This window comes from Paraburkholderia ginsengiterrae, from assembly GCF_001645125.1.
GTDB classification, from domain to species: Bacteria; Pseudomonadota; Gammaproteobacteria; order Burkholderiales; family Burkholderiaceae; genus Paraburkholderia; species Paraburkholderia ginsengiterrae.
Map to the genome: position 1 here is coordinate 42,254 of NZ_LXKA01000098.1, position 19,483 is coordinate 61,736.

A 19,483-nucleotide genomic window follows, 5' to 3' on the forward strand; every position below is an offset into this window, starting at 1 on the left:
AGACGAGCGCCCGAACCGCTTTCTTTATCGCCGCGAATTCACTACGAAACCCGCGGAACCGCGCTCACGCTCTCCAGCGTCGGCGCCGCAGCCGGTTGATACTCCGGCACCCAGCGCCGCAGATCGCGCCGGACCTCCTGATCGCCCGGCACACGATGCTGCATCAGCCATGGCAGCAGTTCGTCGAGAAGATTGTCGGGCGTCTCACGCGCCTGCGCGATGCGCAGCTTCGGGTGCGGCGTGCGGGTGGTCGCTTCGTCGTCGGCCAGCAATTCCTCGTACAGCTTTTCGCCTGGACGCAAGCCGGTAAACACGATGCGAATCTGTTCTTCGCTAAAGCCGTACAGGCGGATCAGGTCGCGCGCCAGATCGACGATCTTTACCGGCTCGCCCATATCGAGAATGAAGATCTCGCCGCCCTGCCCCATGCTCGACGCCTGCAGCACGAGTTGCGACGCTTCCGGAATGGTCATGAAAAAGCGCGTGATCTCCGGATGCGTGACGGTCACGGGGCCGCCTTTCGCGATCTGCTGCTGGAATTTCGGTATCACGCTGCCCGCGCTGCCCAGCACATTGCCGAACCGCACGGTCTCGAACTGCGTGCGCGTGCTGGTCTGCTGCAACGCCTGACAAGCCATTTCCGCGAGGCGCTTGCTGGCGCCCATCACGTTGGTCGGGTTCACCGCCTTGTCGGTGGAGATCAGCACAAAGTGCCTCACGTCATGACGAATCGCCGCGCGCGCGACGCGGTACGTGCCCAGCACGTTGTTGCGCACCGCCTGCCACGCATTCAGCTCTTCCATGAGCGGCACGTGCTTATACGCCGCCGCATGGAACAGGATGTGCGGCGTGTAGCGCGACAGCACCTGGTCGAGCAGCAAGGAGTCTTTGGCATCGCCGATCACCGGCACCACGGAAAGCTTCGGGAAACGCTCATGCAGCTCCTCGGTGAGGCGATACATGGCGTATTCGGACAGATCGAAAGCAATCAGCTGGGCGGGTTCAAAACGCAGTATCTGGCGGCACAGCTCCGAACCGATCGAGCCACCCGCCCCGGTCACCATCACCACGCGGCCACTCAGCAGCGCTTCGACATGCGGCATGTCGATACGCACCGGCTCGCGTCCCAACAGGTCTTCGAGGTCGATCTGACGCACGCGCGACAGGAACGCCTCACCTTGCTGCAGCGTGGTCAAGGCAGGCAGCACCATGGCCCGAACGCCGGCGCGCACGCACAACGTGGCCACACGCCGTTGCGCATCGACGGACGCCGACGGCATGGCGATGATCGCGTGCTCGACCTTCATGTCGGCGGCCCACTGCTGCAAGTCGCTAATCGGCCCCCACACCTTGTAGCCGTAAATTTCCCGGCCTTGCTTGGCCGAGTCGTCATCGAGCAGGCCGACGAGCCGCCATTCGCTCGACCGCGACAGTTCGCGCGCGAGGTTCGCGCCCGCGTTGCCCGCGCCAAGCACCACCACAGGCTTGCCTTGCCCCACCAGCCCACCGTAGAGATAGAACTCCTTGGAGGCGCGATAGAGCGCGCGTGAACCGCCCATGGCAAGGAACAGCAGCAGCGGGGACACCACCAGCACGGAGCGCGGGATGATCGGGTACGGCTGAACCATGACCGCGACCATCATCATCGTGAACGCGCCGGTCAGCACCGCCTTCGCGATACGCATGAGGTCCGGCAGACTGGCGAAGACCCACATGCCGCGGTACAGGCCGAATACGCGGAACATCAGCCCGTAGACAGGCAGAATCCAGACGAGCGCCTTAACGGCGCCGGACCAGAATTCGATCGGAACAAAACCGTTGAAGCGGATCAGATAGGCGGCGAGCCAGGCGCCGACGACGGCGCACAGGTCGAAGAGGAAGGCGCTAAAAGACAGCCACGAGGCTTTGAGTCGAAGCATCGGTTCACACCTCAGGTTGTTCGCAATGTGCCAAATTGAATCGGCGCCAGCGAGAATCGATACCGATGCCAATCAATACGAGTACGATCACCCAAGCCCCAACGCTACACCACTGCACGACCGGGGGCCAGCCCAACGATATCAAAGCAAGCATTATGCCCGTCACCATGACCAGATACCAGATCTTCGCTGTCTTCGCATGGCCGAGGCCGTACTGAACCATGCGCTGATAATAGTGTTCGCGGTGCGCCTGCCAGATTTTTTCCCCGCGAAACAGCCGCCGCAGCAGCGTGACGGAGGCATCGCCGATAAAAGAGGAGAAAACCAGCGCCGGGAACCAGATGGGCCAGACCTGATCGCTCCATCCCCAATAGCCCAGCGCGCCGGCGAGGAAGCCCAGCGGAATCGAGCCCGCGTCCCCCATGAACACTTTCGCCGGGTGGAAGTTGAAAAGCAGGAAGCCTGCCGCCGCACCGGCCACGGCCGCCGAGGCCAGCATGAGTTCGCGCGACGCGTGCACGCTGATCATCGCCGCAATCGCGTAGCCTGCGAAGCCGAACATGGCCATTCCACCTGCCAGGCCGTCCGCGCCGTCCATGAAGTTGTAAAGATTGACCAGCCATAGCAGCAAAAACGACATGGCTAGCAGCAGCCAAAGCGGTGCGGGGGCCGGATGGCCCCATACCAGCGCCACCACCGCGGCCAGATGGGCGGCGAACCGGACGCGCGCGGGCAGTCCGCGCCGGTCGTCGATCTGGGAGACCGCGGCGAGCAAACAAGCGCCGGCTGCGGCGAGCCAGAGCGTCGGCGCGACGATCGCCATCGCCACCACCACGACCGGAACAATGGCCCAGCCGCCGACACGCGGCGTGGGCCGCACGTGCAGAGAACGGTCGTTTGGAATGTCGGTCGCAAGACGCCAGGCGACGCCGGTCTTCAGCAATGCAAACAGAACGAGCGCGCTTGCCGCGAACGATATGCCGGCCACCAACAGGGCTGGTGGGAGAAAAACTGCGTTCATGATGCGTGGCCTCGATGCGTCGATCGGTACCATTGGGCGGTCAGCGCCAGCCCTTCTTCAGCGGAAAAGCGAGGTTGCCACTGCAGCTTCTCGCGAATGTGCGACGAGTCGACACGCAACGGTTCGACCAGCCGTTCGACTTGCGGCAACCGCCCAGTCAGCCGGCCTGCGAGGAGCAACCAGCTAGCCGGCACGGGTGGCAGCCAGACAGGTTTGTTCAGATGGCGCCCGAGCGTTTTCGCCAGTTCGGCGACGCTCAGGTCGGCGCCGTCGGTGATGTGAAAACACTCGCCCGCCGCACGCGGGTCGGTTGCGCACAGGATCAGCGCGTCGGCGAGATTCTGGTTGTAGACGAGACTTCGGCGCGCCGCGATGGCGCCCAGCGGCAAGGGGATGCCTCTCGCGATCGCGCTCATCAACTGCAGGAAATTCGCGCGCACTTCCGGACCATACACCAGCGGCGGGCGCGCGATCACGATCTCGAGTCCGCCTTGCTCGCCGAAACGGACCAGCGCTTGCTCAGCCTCGAGCTTGGACACCCCATAGGGATCTTGCGGCTGCGGCGTATCGCCTTCGCGCAACGGACGGCCGCTGTCTACTTCCGCCAGCGCCTTGATGCTGCTCACGAAGACCATGCGCCTCGCGCCCGCGCGTTGCGCCGCCTCGGCAACCCTGAGCGCTCCGGCCACGTTGGCCTCGCGGAAAGCCGCCAACGCATCGGGTGCGTTCTCGCGCATCACATGCACGCGCGCGGCAAGATGGATCACGGCATCCGGCCTCAGGTCCGCAGGCCACGCGGACGCAGCCGTCTCGCCCGCCACGTACTGCCGCACGCCGTCGATTTCAGCGGTGCTGCGCCGGACAATGGCCGTCACCTGATGGCCGCGCGCGAGCAGCGTCCGGACGACCGTGCGTCCGACAAAGCCATTGGCTCCCGTGACGGCGATATGGCTCATAGCCATTTCCACCCGAAACGGTTGAAGAACCTCACCATCGACGCGACGAACAGGCGCACGTGCAGCCAGCCCTTGCGCGATGCGCCGCCGCCGTGGTGAAGGATGCGCACCGCGGGCAGATACACCACGTCCGACACGTCGTGCGTGCGAAGCGATAGATCGTAGTCTTCAAAATAGAGGAAATAGCGATCGTCGAAGCCGTCGAGGCGACGCAAAACGTCCGTGCGGAACAGCATGAAGCAACCGCTCACGATGGGCGGGTTGATCACCATGTCCTGGTCGTTGACCACCTCGCGCATCTCATAGCGCGACAGACGCCCGGCAAAGAGAGCACGCAGCTTCGCCGGAAAAAAACCTCGCGCGAGCAGATCGAGCACCGTTGGAAAGCGGCGGCAGAGAAACTGCTGCTCGCCGCGCTCGTCGCAGATGTAGGGTGTGAGCAAGCCGTAGCCGGTGTTGGCATCGAGGAAAGCCAGTGCTTTCTCCAGTGCATCCGCGGCCAGTTCGACATCGGGATTGAGCACCAGGTGATACGTGCTGTTGGTTTGCGCCAGCGCAAGGTTGTGGCCCGCGCCGTAACCGACGTTGCCGTGTCCCGCAATCACGGTGCACGGTATATCGAGGTCCGCGAACGCGCGGACGGTGGCGGTCATGTCAGGGGCGCCGCCGTTGTCGACCAGAAAAATGCTCGCGGACAAACGCGGTGCCGTACGCAGCAGCGCGACCCAGCTCTCGCGCAACGTCGCGAGCGTGCGGTCGAGTTGCGCGACATCCGGCTTGTACACCACCACGGAAATCGACAGATCGGCAGCCTCTGTACGCAGTCGCGGCGCCTCTCGGCCCGCACCCGACTCCCGCATCACACCGCTGACGTTACTTCGCCCCAATTTGCCCCCATTTCGAAGCCCCGTAGTTTGAAGGAAAAAGCGGATTTTGGGCAGTCCGATTGCGATTTGTTACCAAGGGAAGATTCGTGAAACATGGTGTGGGAGGCGCGGCCTGCCGGTTCGGCGGGATGCCCACGCCCGCTTGCCTGCCCGCGCCGTGGGTCAAGCCGTTGTAGGACGGCTGTGAGACTGGAAACCGGTGCGTGGCAGGCTGTCAAATCAACCCTGTGCAAGTAAGTAAGCGAAAGACAACCGATATTGCAGCATTGTTATTTAATATCACGCATTCGAATTTATTTCGATAATGTGTTTTAATAAATCTGCCGATTACTTAACCAGAATAAGTTCAGACAAAACATTAAATCGCCCAATTAATATAGCCTCTTTACGCGGAAGACCACAGCAGACAATTGTGTCAGCCATATGCCACCGGGGCCTGTAAGAGCTGGAAACAAAGCGGCAACATACCGTTACGAACTCATTGCGCCAATTGCGAAACTCGCGTGGTATCCTCAATATAGATGGTCAGCACGGATTGCAGCCCGTTCGGCCAATTGCACAGGGCATTTGCCAAGTCAATCTTCCTTGTCTTGCCATTGTTCACAAATCTGCGTTTTATCGGCGTCCAGACGCTATTCGATTTTGTGGGCACCGAAAGTGCTGCTTCACCAACCGTTCGACGCTGCGTAACGTTCGTAGAGCCCGCACGTCTGCATCATCATTCGTCCCCACATCAATATATGGGCAAACAGCGATTGAACTCAGAATTTAAGCGACTGGCCATCGAAATGGTAGCGGCAAACAACGGCCCACTACCGCCGTTCATCGACGACGCCAGCCTCCAGCGCATCGCAACGCTTCTGCAAACGTCGCCCACTATCGCGGTGGTCGACTTGGGAGTGCATGCAACGCCGACCAGTCATCCGTCTTTTTCGCGTTTTGCCCAGTTGATCGGCAATACGCTGCGCGATCGTGGCGGACGCATTGTCGTATGGTGCGACGCGACCACCGATCGCGAGATTCTGACGGCCCTGAAACCAATGGCATGCCCGGTCATCACCATGGCGCTGCCGGGCTTCGACGGCACGGAAGTCAAGAACCTCAACAAGTGCGCCGGCTTTCTGACTGAAGACGACCTCGGCGCGGACGACCTCCACACCATTGGCGTGCCGCTCGCCGCCCGGCCCGATGCGCCGCCTCCCGTGCGTTCGGCGTCCATTCACGGCGGCTGCCCGAGCGTCGAACAAGGCTTCTGGTGTTTCGACACCGACGGCCGCGAATTCGCCTGTCACCGGCTCCTGCAAAATAGAGAAGAACTCGGCACGCAGTCTGCGGACAATCCGGCCGGCGAAACCGTCGAGCAGCAACGGCAAGCGTTGTGCCATACCTTGCGGCTCGATCAGCGTGATCAGGCAACGAAGTCTTGCGCCGACTGCCACTTCTCCTATCAAGGCTGGGTGGACGACAGCAATCTCAGGGCCTTCTGGATCGCGAAGGACGACCGCGGCGACATCACCGACACCTCAGAGCGCGAGCATCTGTTCGGCAAGGCCATCCCCACCGCGCAGCGCGTGGTGAAAGTCGATCTGGGCTGCGGGCCGGTGAAACGCCCCGGCTTCGTCGGCATCGACCGTTTCCCATTGCCGGGCGTCGACATTACGGCGGACGTCAACAAGGGCATTCCGCTGCCGCAAGATTCGGTCGACTATCTGGTGGCCTCGCATTCGCTGGAGCATTTCGACGACCTGCCGAGCGTGATCCACGAGATTCACCGGGTCTGCAAAGACAGGGCGCTCGTGACGATCGTGGCACCCTACTCGGCAACGGGACTCAACCTTGCCAATCCGTACCACGTCCAGGTATTCAACGAACATACGGCGCGCTTCTTCACGAACGCCGCCGAAACAGCGTTGCAGGTTGCCGACTACGACTTCCCCTCGGCGATCAACTGGGGGCTGGCATCGTCGGACCACAGCAACTGGCGTGCCGATCTGCGCCTGCTGAAGTGCGAGTTCTTCTACATGCCGGCTTACCGCGGCCTCGACGAGCCCGCCAAGCGCGTGTTGCGGCACTCCCTGAACGACGTGTGCGAGCAGATGCTCCTGCAAATGCTGGTCGTCAAGTCGCCGATTAGCCCAGCCGAGTTCGCCGAGCGTGTTCGCACCACGGTCTATCAGGAGCCGCCGCTCCTGACGGCCCGCCGGGCTGAAGAAGCGCGCGTGGGAGAGGCGAACATGTTCACGGCGCTCGCCGAGCTGCCGAACTCGGTGTCCGAATTGGGCGAGGTGGTGGCGCACTGGCGCGGGCAGATCGAAAGCATGGCGACCGACGCACGCGGCGCGAGTCATCAGCTTCGGTCCCTCGACGCCGAACTCGTTGCGCTCAACGAACGGCTGGACCGAGTCGAGCGCGCCGTCGTCGATACCCATCAGGCGATCGAGGCGGATGGAACGCTTGTCGCCAAGCGCATTACGGCGGTCAATACCGAGTTGATCCGGCGCGATCAACAGCAGCGCGGCAAACTGGAGGAACTGGAAAAGGCGGTTGTCCAACTGCAGCTTCACCTCGAAGAGCAACGCTTGGCGGCCGAGCAGGCTGCGGCTGCAGCCGCGCAAGCCGCCGAACTCGCCGCCGCACAAGCTGCCGAACTCGCCGCTGCACAAGCTGCCGAACTCGCTGCCGCGGCGCAACAGCCTGAGCCGGAATCACAACCGGAGCCCCCGGCTGCGATCGAACCCGTCTTCGAAGAGCCGCCCGCGTCTCAGAAGGAGGCCGTTCATGCGGCCTTGTCGCGCGAAGGGGGCGGCGAACCTTTGAGCCGCGCTATCCGGCTTTACCGCCGCCGGGCGCAAAATCTCACCAGCCTGATTTCACCGCGCTTCAATTCGTTGAAGCAATTTGGCGAGCGGCATGGGTGGATCGCGCAAGGGTTGCGGCTTCAGGAAAGCAATCTTTGGCGCGGCGGGCAGGAGTGGATTTACGATCTGCCGGTCGAGAACGGAGCGCTTGCCGGAATCCGCCTCGCCGTCACTTCGCAGTTCACGCCATCGGCGCCCACGCCGCTGTTCGATTGCGCAGTATGGTCGGCCGACTCGAACAGCGTGCTTGCGGGTGCGAAACTCACGCCGCGCGGCGACCTGTCGGTCGAGCCTGTCGAGATTTCGTTCACACCGATCGACGTCGCTCGTGGCTTCGTCCGCATCCGCTTGCAGGCGCTGCCGGCAGTCGAGGCGTTAGGTATCCGCACGATCGAATGGCGCGGCCTGAACGCATTGCGGCAGGTCAAGAAAATTCACCTGTTCTGCGAGCCGGTCTACCAGTAAATGAAAATGGCGCCCCGAATATTGGAGGCGCCATTTTTTACCCGTCGTTTTACCTGTCACGCAACGCGCATTTTCGTTGCCACGTGCGAGCGATCCCGTCTTCGAGCGATATGCTCGGCCGCCATCCCACCGTACGCGTCAGCAGCGAACAATCGATCGAGCTTCGCGCCACGCCTGAATACTGGTCATTGACTAATTCGTAGCGATGCTGCCTGTCGGTAACCTGCTCGATCAGGCTCAGCACTTGACGCAGCGAATGGCTTTCGGACTGCCCCACGTTGTAGACGGAACTGGGCCGCCGGTTCGCCTGCAACAAACTCAGCACGGCATGCGCGACGTCGTCGACAAAAATGTAATCGCGCTGCACGTCCAGGCTGCCCCAAACCTGCGAAGTCACCCCGCGAATCGCGTTGTCGAGAAAATGATCGATCACGCCTTGCGGCACGATTCTCGGCCGCGCATAGCCATACGCGTTGGAGATCCGCAGAATGTCGCTGCGAATGTTGAAGACGTCGTTGTAAAACTGCACCGTCTGTTCCGCGAGCGCTTTACCCAGCGCGTAGGCCGACAGGGGATGCGTTGGACTCGATTCACTTGGCGCGTTGTCGCAAGATCCGTATATCGCGCCGCCGGTTGATGGAAAAAAGAATCGTGCTTGCGGATTGCAGCGAACCAGCGCATTCAATACATTCGTGAGCGGTGGCAGCGAAGCTTCAAATTCAATAGCCGGATTGTCCCCAGAGGTAGCCGGAACCGACGTGCCCGCAAAATACAGCACAGCCTGAACACCTTTCACCGCTTCATCCAGACCTTGTCCCGTCAGCATATTGCCCCGGACGATTTCGTCCGGCCGACGCGCGAGAGGAGTCTGCGGGCAGCCGTCCCGCACGAATGCGCGCACCGTATATCCGTGCTCAGGCAACATCGACGCGATGGCTGATCCAATCATGCCCGATGCTCCGATCAGCAATACTGGCAGATGATCCGTCATGGGGTTCAGGCTCCAGCCATGGCTTCCGCCGCCGCATTGGCCTTGCGCGCCGCCGGCATGGCGAGTCCGCCATTGCTGCCCTCGAAAAGCAGCGTAACGAGCGCATTGGACGTGGACTCACGGACGTAATCCCGCGCGAGGATGACTTGCGTCTCGCGGATCAGGTCCGGCCAGTTTGCGCGATCGTCGATCGCGCGCTTGAGCACCGCGGCAATACCGTCCACTGACGCGTCGTGCGTCAGATAGCCGGTCACGCTATCGGTCAGGATTTCGTCGATGCCGCCGCTCAGCACGCCCGCCCCCACCAGGCCGCAGCGCAGCAGTTCGAGCAAGGTCTGCGGCAGACTCTCGTCGAGCGACGCGGACAGAATGATGTCGTTGTTCGCGGCAATCTCGCCTAACTGCACGAGGCCACAGCGGCGTACCCGCGACTCGAGATGCAGCTTTTCAATCTGCTCGTCGATTTGCCGCACGTAGGCATCGAGCACGGACAGTGCATATCCGTAGATATTCAACTCGACGTCATAGCCAGCGTCGCGCAACGCCGAAACGGCCAGCACGGCTTCCAGTTGACGCTTGCGCGGCTGGAGCGTTCCGCCAATCGCAATGCGCACCGGACCCGATGCCCACTGCGGCTGCGTCCTCACCGGCGTCGCCACGGCCTCGTTGAGCGGCAGCGACGTGCGCACGACCCTCGACGGCACTTCGGAAACTCGCGCGAAATGACTGAGCGACCATTCGCAATCGGACAGGATTCCGTCGACGCGGCCACGAAGATACGAGAGATCCGCGATATCATCGTATGCGGAAGGCTGGAACAGGGCCTGGTAGACCCGATACGAGCGGCGCGTGGCGTCCACTGCGAATACCGGCATGAAACCCGAACAGATCACCACGCCGATTCCCCGTTCGCGGATGAACGTATCGAGCTGTTCAGTCTCCGCATCCCGGCGTTCCTGATCGAGATGCAGGAACACAGCGCCAGCCGTGTAGGGAGCGCGTTCGACCGGCTTGAGCCCATGACGCTCCAGCCAACTGTTGATTTCGCTCAGGCCCGAATCCGCGCCGTATTTGTGTTCCTCGGGAATGTAGACACGAACATCCGCGCCGAGCAGCGACAGGTTCCGCGCGAGACCGAGTCCATAGACTTCGGACCCCGAGAACATTTCGCTGTGCAGAAACACGGCCATGGTGGGAGCGCCGGTGTTGCCCCGATGCATTGAAGCGATCCGCACGTAGCTACGCATCCAGTTGCCGATGGCACTGCACGCTTGCGGATCTACCTTCAGCGTTCGGCCATTGGTCGCGACGATTTCGACCCCGTTCCGCACTGCAGTGGCCGAAATCCCAAAACGCTCGAACGCGGACAACTCGTCATAGCTCGAAGCAGAAATGGCGATGCGGGTATTGTGGCGTACCTGCACGAGCGCGCTGAGCGACTCCCAGCTCGAGCGCAATGCCTTCGTATTGGCGGTGCCCCCCGTAGGGGGGCGATGAGTCGGCGGCATGACCTGTTCGAGCGCGCCCGGAACGACGCCGGACGGCAGGTCATACGTGGCATCCGCCTGAACGGGCGCCGCCGCGTCGTCCAGGCCGTCCCACGCCCCCTCCGTCAGGCGCGGCACGATATGCGGGCACGATGCGCCGAGCGCCTCGTAGGCGCTTGCGCTGCCCACCACCGCCATCGACGCCGCCGCGATTTGCATGGCGACTCCGAGCTGCTGGCTGTTCATGGTGGCCTGCGGCTGGGCAAAGAATGCATATCCTCCAAACGTCGTCGCGACATCCTTGTTTTGCAGAAAATCGCGTGGATCCACGCCTTGTTTCACGGCATGCTCTTCCGAACCCACGCCGTCACCGGCCAGATAGATCACGGGCACGCCGGCATCGCGAAATGCTTCGATCTGGTAAGCCGCCGAGACGTAGCTTCCGTCGAATACCATCAATACGTCGGTGTCGTCCGGCCTGAAGGCCGACAGATTCCATTCCGGCGTATTCAGGACAATCAATGCAGGATCGTTTCTCAGCTCAGCGAGCCAGGTGGCGACCCACGCATTGGTGACGTTGCTGACAATCAATACACGGCGGCGCTGCGGTCCCTCGGATTTCTCGAACCACGTGCTCGGCATCGCAAACGATTGCCGGTTCGTCAACACCTTCGCCGGGTCGGCGCTCAGGCGGCGGGCAAAGGGCTCGAAAAAGGTTTTGACGACTTCGAGCCATTCGCCGGAGTTACGCAAATAGGGAAAGAAAGGCGTGGGGTCCAGAACGTCCACGTCGACGATCCGCTCGGGCGTCAGGGTCGCGCTTCGTTCCGCGAAACGGCGCTCGTCCATCATGTATCCGTACACGGCCTTGACGTCCCACGCGACGGTATTACCAAGCGAATTGGGCGAAACCAGCCCGTGCTCCACCGCGCTGACGGTATCGAGATAGGCGAAACGGGCGCCCAGTCTCAATGCGCGCAGCCACAGGTCCCAGTCGCAAACGCGGCGCAGCATCAGGTGCGGATCGTAAAGACCAAACCGGTCGAAAAACGAACGACGCACGAGCACACCACCATTTGGAATGGTGTTCAGGTTCCGCAACATCTCGATCGTTTGCGGCCAGCCACCGAGCATGAATGCATTGCCTTGCTTGGTCAGCATCTCGACGTTCGTAATGATCACGTCAGCATTGCTCGTCTCGAGTTTGTGCCACGCTTTTTCGAGAAAGTCAGGTGCGAACACGTTGTCGTCGAACAGGAAGGCGATTGCATCACCGCGCGCACGCATGATGCCCTCATTGGTTCGAACCCCTGGCAGCCCGCTGTTCTTGTCATGGCGGATATAAACGATCCTATCGTCGCGCAATGCCGCGTCGGTCAGAACGGCTTGTGAGCCGTCCGTCGAGCCATCGTCGATAATTACGTGTTCGAAATCTGTGAACGACTGAATGGCGGCGGAATCCAGACAGCGCAGCAACAACCCTTCCCCATTGCGGCAATATGTCGGCGTCACGACGCTGATTTTGGGCTTATAGCGCGAGCGTCCTGCGCTAATCACCCGCGCGTTCGAGATGATCTGAGAGACTTTCATTTCGGTTACTTGATAGCTGAAATGAGACATGGCGACTGGCACTGTTTGCGACTACCGGCAGGACCGAGCCACTCGGTGCACCGTTTCAAACGAAGACTGCCCAATCGAACGCATTAGCCGGAGCCGGGGAGGCCATTATGCTACTAAATACCCCTAAATTATTCACAGATTGTGTCAAGACGACCATGTTGCATTTTGTTGTTATTTTTAGTTACAAATAATCTCGTCAAATTTACCTTGGACTACTCGCGATTCGGTCGAAACGCCCTAACGTGCGATCCATTCGCTTACGTTTGAAAAACCATCGCACGACTTACCCATCACGCATTGCAACCGGGTACCGTGACGCAATGAAAAACACATTTGCGTCCACGAATCGCATTGAAAGAAAAAACACCGACCGGGCGAAATACGAGTGAAGTGCGAATAAGCGGCGTATTGCGGCACATGTTGTATTCGCATAGCGGCGAATGAAAGCAGACCTCGCGCTTTCATTCGAACGATACCGCCACGATTTCACCGCCCAACACGTGAATCAAACACTCGCCGCACGCTCCGGAGGGCGAGCGGCCCGCCGCCTTGGCACGCAAATCAGGATCCACGGCCAGCCGCGCAGGTCGACCGTATCAGCTTCCGAAATGGTGCCGCAACCGAGGCCTGGCACACCACGCGCGATCTTCAGCGCCGCACCTTATGCGGTGCGGACTCGAAACATGCGTTTGTTATACTCGTAGACGCACTTCCGTACCTATTTTTGAGAGACCCCAATGCTGGTCAAAGACCTTGTTCGCGACACGATCTGGATGCCCGGAAAAGATTATGATCCGTCGCACAAGCCCCAAATTTCGGTCCTGCTCCCGACCTTTCGCCGCGGCAAGAGCGGCCTGTTCCGACGCTGCGTCGAGTCGATCCTGGCCCAGACGCTCGAAGACATCGAGTTGATCATCATCGACGACGCGAGCACGGACGGCACCGCTGATCAGATCGCGGAGTATCTTGCGAACGACAGCCGCGTGGGCTGCCTGCGGCATCCGAAGAACATCGGCCTGCCGGCAATCTCCGAATACGAGGGGTATCTCAAGGCTAGGGCTGATCGTCTGGCATTCGCTTTCGACGATACGATGTTCAATGAGGACGCGCTAGCGAAGTTGCTTGAGGAGTCGAAGAAAGCGCCGCATGCGGTAGTTTACGGTCACATCGAGTGGTCACATAAGGACCAACTCAGCGACGATATCGTCACGAGTCGGCTAGGCTCAGATCGTTCACAAGGGCTACTTCGACTCAGCAATCACATCCCGAACAACGCCGTGTTGATGCCGCGCACGATAGTCGAAGACGTAGGTCTTTATGATCCTCACATCGGCATGGCCCGTATTTGCGATTGGGATTTATGGGGACGCATAGCCGACAGCTACGAACTTAAGTTTGTCGATGTGGCGGTTGGCCAGGAGGGCGGACCGATGCAGAGCGATAGCGTGGGTAATACCTATGCACTCGACAGCGCTGCATCTGATGAGTGGATGCGCACGTATCGCAATGAAAGGCTCAGGCCTGAGAACTTCGGTGAGTACGACGTCTTTTCGCTTGATGCAAATCTCGGCCAAAGCACGCTGACCATTTTCGAGGGACTGGCGCGCAAACACGGGTTGCCGAGAGGATGGAGCGTACCGGTGCCGGTCAGTTCTGCCGACACGGACGGATATATCCTGATCGTCACAGTCGATTACAACGCCTCGACGACACTGTGTTTCGACATGCTGCCGCCATCGATCGCGAGACGCGTCCGAGTAATCACGCTAAGCGGCATTTTTTCTTACGAAGAACTTGCGCGTGCGACATGTGTAATCTTCGTGAGGGTAATTGCCCCGTTACGGATCTGGATCGACGCGGCCAAATCTCTCGGCATACCGTGCTATTACTTTCTTGATGACAATCTTCCGCTTCTGCAAAGCAACAAGGAAATTGTTATCCCAGGTGAGGATTTCAGCACGGCGAGATTCGGCACGACGATGAAGATGTTTGAGGGCGTGCTGCTGTCGAGTCGCAATCTGGTTACCTATTTCCGGGAACATCTGCTTCACGATAATCTTCACTATTTCCCGGTTTCCTTCTACAGGCAAGCACCCCTTTCTCTCGACTATCAGGAAAAGAAGCTTCCCGGTGAAACCGTGATCGTCTTCGCGGGTGGCTCGCATCGATCGAGGGGAATGCACGACGTCGTATTCCCAGCGGTCAGGAAGCTGGCCGAAGGCGGCCGACCAGTGCACTTGGTCATGGCGATCTCGGACGGTTCCCGTCAACTGGAGTCTGAAGCACGTCCAGAAAATCTACGTATCACGCTCATTCCCTTCGACGTGAGTTACCTGTTCGCAATGCGTCGCTTTGCCAGGTTCTCCCCGGACTATATGGTCCATGCGCCGAGCGAGACGACAAATAACGCATACAAAACGCTCAATCCTCTTGTTGCCGCCTTGATGCTCGATTGCGTTCTGATTGCTCCAGAAACAGAACCGTATATCCAGGTGGCAGACCGTGGCAATCTGGTGCTGGTCAACGATGCTGCCAAACCGATTTCCTGGTATGAGACCTTCGTTGCGTTGCTTGACAAGAAAGTGGACGTTACCCTGACAAAGGAGCGGAACAGAGAGTATTGCCGAGAAAATTTCTCTGGTCAGGCGAATGAATTCATCCTGCGAGAAATGCTGCGCAAACATGGCGGCGAGGCAAGCTGGAGCGAACAGTCTCGGCGCCTGTACAAACTTATGTCGTGGACGCGATCAAAGGGCGGCATACCAGTGGAACATGTTGTGCTCGGGCCGGCCGACGAGACGGTAAGACAGCTCGGCGCATATCGCAAGATGGTCCGCTACTCATGGCGTCATCGCCTCATGCAGCGACGCACCGATCTATGGGACTCGACCGCCGAGAGCTTCAAAAGCATCAAGGCTTTCAGCGAGAAAGAAGGCTGGAGACGCCACGCGTCTTCACTCGAACTCAGCGATTCGCTCAGCGACATGCCGTTTCGCGAATACCGCGTAAATCCCCCCGCCGGAAAGCTGAAAGCCGTGCTGCTTGCTATTTCAGTCGATCTCGTGCAGCAAGGCATCATCGGTATCGAGATAGTGAATCCTAGGGACGAGATTCGGGACCACATCGCGGTAGATCTGCAAACCGCAAATCTGAACGTACCAGTCCGCTTTGAACTATCGGGCGTGAACGTACGACATGGCGAGACGTGGAAAATCCGGATCTTCGCCAAGGCAAAAGTCCCCGTCTATGTTTTTGAATTCATCAACAAACGTTTCATGGGCCTGCGGTATACGAACCCGACACCGTTCATGGAACTTGTAATGGAGTGAGCTTCGCCCGGTTTCTTGCCTTCCAACGGTCGCGAGTTACGCAGCCGCATCCTTGGTCCGCTGAGCCTTAACATTTAGCAACGGCGCTTGTCTCAATCGCGGCAAGCGCCGTTGCTAGCTAATCTTCCCGCTCCGTCCACTCACGCCAAAGGGCGGACAGCCCGCTGCCTTGGCAGGCAAACCAGAATTCGCGGCCGGCACCGCAGGTTGCCCCCATCCGCCTCTGAAATACTGTCGCAGTCGAGGACCAGCAGTTAAGGCTTGCCACTCAAGCGGCACCCTGTGCGTTTCGAGTTCGAAATATGCGTTTGTTATACTCGGAAGTGCACTTTCGTACCCATTTTGAGAGACCCCAATGCTGGTCAAAGACCTTGTTCGCGACACGATCTGGATGCCTGGAACGGATTATGATCCGTCGCACAAGCCCAAAATTTCGGTCCTGCTTCCGACCTTCCGCCGCGGCAAGAGCGGCATGTTCCGGCGTTGCGTCGATTCGATCCTCTCCCAGACGCTCGAAGACATCGAGTTGATCATCATCGACGATGCGAGCACGGACGGTACCGCTGACCAGATCGCCGAGTATCTCGCGAAAGACGGTCGCGTGAGCTGCCTGCGGCATCCGAAGAACATCGGCCTGCCGGCAATCTCGGAGTACGAGGGGTACCTTAAAGCCCGAGCGGATCGTCTGTCGTTTGCCTTTGACGACACGATGTTTAACGAAGACGCTCTCGAAAAGCTCCTCAAGGAATCCGAGAAGGCGCCTCACGCGATGATCTACGGGCACGTTGAGATGTCGCTGCGCAACGAAGCGACCGGCGAGATCGTGACAACTCGTCTTGGCGTCGCTCGCTCGCAGGGGACGCTGCGCGTTGAGAATTTCATTCCGAATAACGGCGTGTTGCTGACGAAGGAAATCATCGAAGACGTCGGCTTCTACGACCCACACGTCGTCATCGCGCGGTTATGCGATTGGGATCTCTGGTGCCGCATCGCTGAACGGTACGAAGTTAAAGCAGTCGATGTCGCGGTTGGTCTCGAAGAAGGACCGATCACGAACGACAGCCTCGGACATACTTACGTACTTGACAGCTGGGCTGCCAATGAATGGATGCACACTGCGCGCAACGAACGCTTGCATCCAGATCAGCTTGGGAATTACGAGGTATTCGCCCCGAACCCGGTGCATGGTGCGAGCACACAAAATGTTGCTCACCGCCTTGCCGTCAAGCATGCGGCAGCACGTAACTGGGCGTTGCCGGCCGATCCCGGCCCAGCATCTGGAGCCGGGTACATCCTCGTCGTCACCGCGCACTACGATGCTTCGACGTATCTCTACTTCAACATGCTGCCACCGGAAGTCGCTAGGCGCGTCCGGATCATTTCAATCAGCACGGGATACGGCGTCGAAGAACTCGCTCGCGCCAGCTGCGTGATCTTCGTCCGGCACATCAGCGTGTTTTCCGCGTGGATGGATGCCGCGCGCGCGATGAATGTGCCGGCGTATTACTTCCTTGACGACAATCTTCCGTTGCTCGCAAAGATCGGGGAACTGCCGCCCGGCAACGAAGACTATCGCCCGGATCAATACCGCGAAGACCTGGCGATGTTCGATGGCGTATTGCTGTCCAGCCGGAATCTCCTTGAGTATTTCGAGGAGGAGAAACTACACGACCAGCTGTTTTGTTTCCCAGTCTCCTACTACGATCAGCGTTCGCTGTTCATCGACTATCACGAATCGAAGAACCAGGACGAGTTGGTCATCGCATGCGCGACGGGCTCGCATCGCGCGAAGGGACTCTGGGAAGTCGTGTTCCCTGCCATCCAGCGTTTGGTGAGCGAGGGTCGCAACGTTCATCTCATTGCGCCAGAGCCCAGCGAGAGCGAATACAAGAACCTGACCAAGGGGCTGCCGAAGAATTTCCGGATTACCCTTTTGCCGTTTGAGCTGGATTATCTGTTTGCGATGCGCCGATTCGCGCGCTATTCGCCCGATTTTTTGCTTCACGCGCCAAGCGCCACGGCCAACAACGCCTACAAGACATTGCATCCGCTTATGTCGGCATTGATCATGAACGCCGTGCCTGTGCTGCCCGACACCAAGCCGTACGACCAGATCCTGGAATGCGGCAATGCCGTGTTCGTGCATGATTCCGCGCAGCCGCTCTCGTGGTACACGGCGCTCGTCGATGCGCTTAAAGACAAATCGTCACTTGATCAGATACGTCAGAAAAATGCGGAATACTGCGCGGAAAACTTTTCTGGCTCGCAGAACGCCGCCGTGCTCGACAGCATTCTCACGAAGTTCGATCATGAAGCTTCATGGGAAACGCAGGCCAACCGCCTTCACAAATTCGCCTCATGGTCCAGGAAAATTAATGGTGTAGGCGCAGGCAATGCGTCTACCACGCCAGCAATAGAGCAGGCCGGCGAACTCGCCAACTTCCGGCGCATCCACCGCTACTCGTGGCGTCACCGTATCCTGTCGGCGAGAAGCAATCTTTGGAACCTGATCTCGCCGCAGTTCGCGCGCCTGAAGTCATTCAGCGACGAACAAGGTTGGCGATTGAATGGATCGTCACTCGAATTGAGTGACTCACTGCACAACATACCCTTCCGGGAATACCGCATCTCGCCACCAACGGGAAAGTGGACGGCTCTGTATGTTGCACTGACGGTGGACTTCATTAAGCAAGGTCAGGTCGGAGTCGAACTCGTCTCTCCGGAAGACAATGTCAAGAACCACATCGCCATTGACATTCAGAGACTGGATCTGACGAGACCGATTCGCTTCGATCTCCAGGACATCACCGTAAAACCTGGTGAGTCGTGGCGCGTTCGTGTCTTTGCGAAATCCAAGGCGCCGGTTTACGTATACGAGTTCATCAACAGGAAGTGGTTCGGATTGCGATTTTCCGCACCGACCCCTTTCATGGAACTTGTAACGGAGTGAACCTCCTTCGGGTTTTCGTCTTCCCGGTCGCCACCCAGTAACGACGCGTGCCGCAATTGCGGCACGCGTCGTTGTTAATTCACCTTCCCGCTCCGTCCGCTCATGCCGTCAAGCAACCCTTTTCCCATGAGCTTCAAACGCTGACGTCTTGGCGCTACGAAAAAGCCAAAGAACATAATCTGCGCCACCAATCGGACCGACAGAAAAGCGCGCCATGCAAAACTCATAGGCACGTGGCGAAGCAGTAAGAGCGCGTTGCGTGATGCGTAGTAGTCGCGAATGGGGGAATGCACAAACACCTCACGCCAGCGCCCACTCCACACTTCGACCACTTCGTCGCCCAGTGAATGCGTCAGCAACGCATCGCGGGCGGCATAGAGCCTATAACCTCGCGCCAACGCACGCAGACACCATTCTGTGTCGACATGGTCTATGAACAGGCCATCGTTCATCCCGCCCACATCGTCTAGTACGTCAAGTCGCGTCAATGTGCCCGACGAGATCAGGAAATCAACGGGTAGTTCAGGCACATCGCTTGGGCACTTCTCACGGTTAAGCCAGAAGCGGCGTTCGCGCATGAAGCGAGCCGCCGTGCCGGTCCGCTTGTCGAGCGTGACCGGACCTACGCCGCCTACGCGCTCCCCGCGTTCCCGTATGCGAGAGTCAGCCTCAAGCAGGCACTGCACCATATTGCCAGCAGGAATACTGTCGTGATCTAAAAACAGAGCAAAGTGCGAATCTAGTGCTTCGCCACGCACATAGTCCTTGACCGCCTCAATGCCGCGATTCTGAGCAGTCGCGATGCCGAGATTCTCACCGAGCGCCTTCAGGATGCAATCGTGACGCGCAGAGAGTTGCTCGAGCCTATCCATCACGGCCGGCTTCGAACCGTTGTCGACGATCACAACCCGATCAACCTGCGGACAGATTGCCGCGAGAATTGTCTCAAAGGTCGCCAGATCCGGATTAAACGTGACTACGATCGCCGACACCGATGGGT

The 19,483-nt window shown here is 59.4% G+C and carries 10 protein-coding genes; 3 read left to right on the top strand and 7 right to left on the bottom strand.

Features of this window, described 5'->3' with window-relative positions; all coding sequences use genetic code 11:
* Positions 1-41: 41 nt before the first annotated feature.
* The 4 genes from A6V37_RS07105 to A6V37_RS07120 are packed head-to-tail and all read right to left on the bottom strand — an operon-like array spanning position 42 to position 4,756.
* Entirely contained in the window at positions 42-1,919 is a 1,878-nt protein-coding gene (locus A6V37_RS07105; RefSeq protein ID WP_064285879.1) for a polysaccharide biosynthesis protein, read from the bottom strand.
* A gap of 4 nt (positions 1,920-1,923) precedes the next feature.
* On the bottom strand, positions 1,924-2,940 hold the full coding sequence (locus A6V37_RS07110) for an MraY family glycosyltransferase (RefSeq protein WP_100249468.1): 1,017 nt from the start codon (positions 2,938-2,940) through the stop codon (positions 1,924-1,926).
* Positions 2,937-3,896 (bottom strand): NAD-dependent epimerase/dehydratase family protein, encoded by a 960-nt coding sequence (locus A6V37_RS07115; protein WP_064272406.1) that lies wholly within the window; start codon positions 3,894-3,896, stop codon positions 2,937-2,939. Before A6V37_RS07115 ends, A6V37_RS07110 begins: the two co-directional genes overlap by 4 nt.
* Positions 3,893-4,756 (bottom strand): glycosyltransferase, encoded by an 864-nt coding sequence (locus tag A6V37_RS07120; RefSeq protein ID WP_064272407.1) that lies wholly within the window; start codon positions 4,754-4,756, stop codon positions 3,893-3,895. Before A6V37_RS07120 ends, A6V37_RS07115 begins: the two co-directional genes overlap by 4 nt.
* 815 nt (positions 4,757-5,571) lie before the next feature.
* On the opposite strand from A6V37_RS07120, the gene A6V37_RS07125 reads away from it, so the two are divergent.
* The gene (locus A6V37_RS07125) at positions 5,572-8,106 is read left to right on the top strand and encodes a class I SAM-dependent methyltransferase (RefSeq protein WP_064272408.1); all 2,535 of its coding nucleotides are present in this window, start codon (positions 5,572-5,574) and stop codon (positions 8,104-8,106) included.
* Positions 8,107-8,155: 49 nt separating this feature from the next.
* Here the strand turns inward: A6V37_RS07125 and A6V37_RS07130 are convergent, their stop codons facing one another.
* Both A6V37_RS07130 and A6V37_RS07135 read right to left on the bottom strand, forming a co-directional pair.
* Positions 8,156-9,097, bottom strand: a complete 942-nt coding sequence (locus A6V37_RS07130; RefSeq protein WP_064272409.1) for an NAD-dependent epimerase/dehydratase family protein — start codon at positions 9,095-9,097, stop codon at positions 8,156-8,158.
* A 5-nt stretch (positions 9,098-9,102) separates the two neighbouring features.
* Complete coding sequence (locus A6V37_RS07135; protein ID WP_064272410.1) at positions 9,103-12,174, bottom strand: glycosyltransferase; 3,072 nt, start codon at positions 12,172-12,174, stop codon at positions 9,103-9,105.
* Between the two features lie 767 nt (positions 12,175-12,941).
* Between A6V37_RS07135 and A6V37_RS07140 the strand changes: the two genes are divergently transcribed.
* Entirely contained in the window at positions 12,942-15,533 is a 2,592-nt protein-coding gene (locus A6V37_RS07140; RefSeq protein ID WP_064272411.1) for a glycosyltransferase, read from the top strand.
* Between the two features lie 355 nt (positions 15,534-15,888).
* Positions 15,889-18,483: a glycosyltransferase gene (locus tag A6V37_RS07145; protein WP_064272412.1), complete on the top strand. Its 2,595-nt coding sequence runs from the start codon at positions 15,889-15,891 to the stop codon at positions 18,481-18,483.
* A 74-nt stretch (positions 18,484-18,557) separates the two neighbouring features.
* Here the strand turns inward: A6V37_RS07145 and A6V37_RS07150 are convergent, their stop codons facing one another.
* The gene (locus tag A6V37_RS07150) at positions 18,558-19,475 is read right to left on the bottom strand and encodes a glycosyltransferase family 2 protein (RefSeq protein WP_165614511.1); all 918 of its coding nucleotides are present in this window, start codon (positions 19,473-19,475) and stop codon (positions 18,558-18,560) included.
* Between the last annotated feature and the right edge of the window lie 8 nt (positions 19,476-19,483).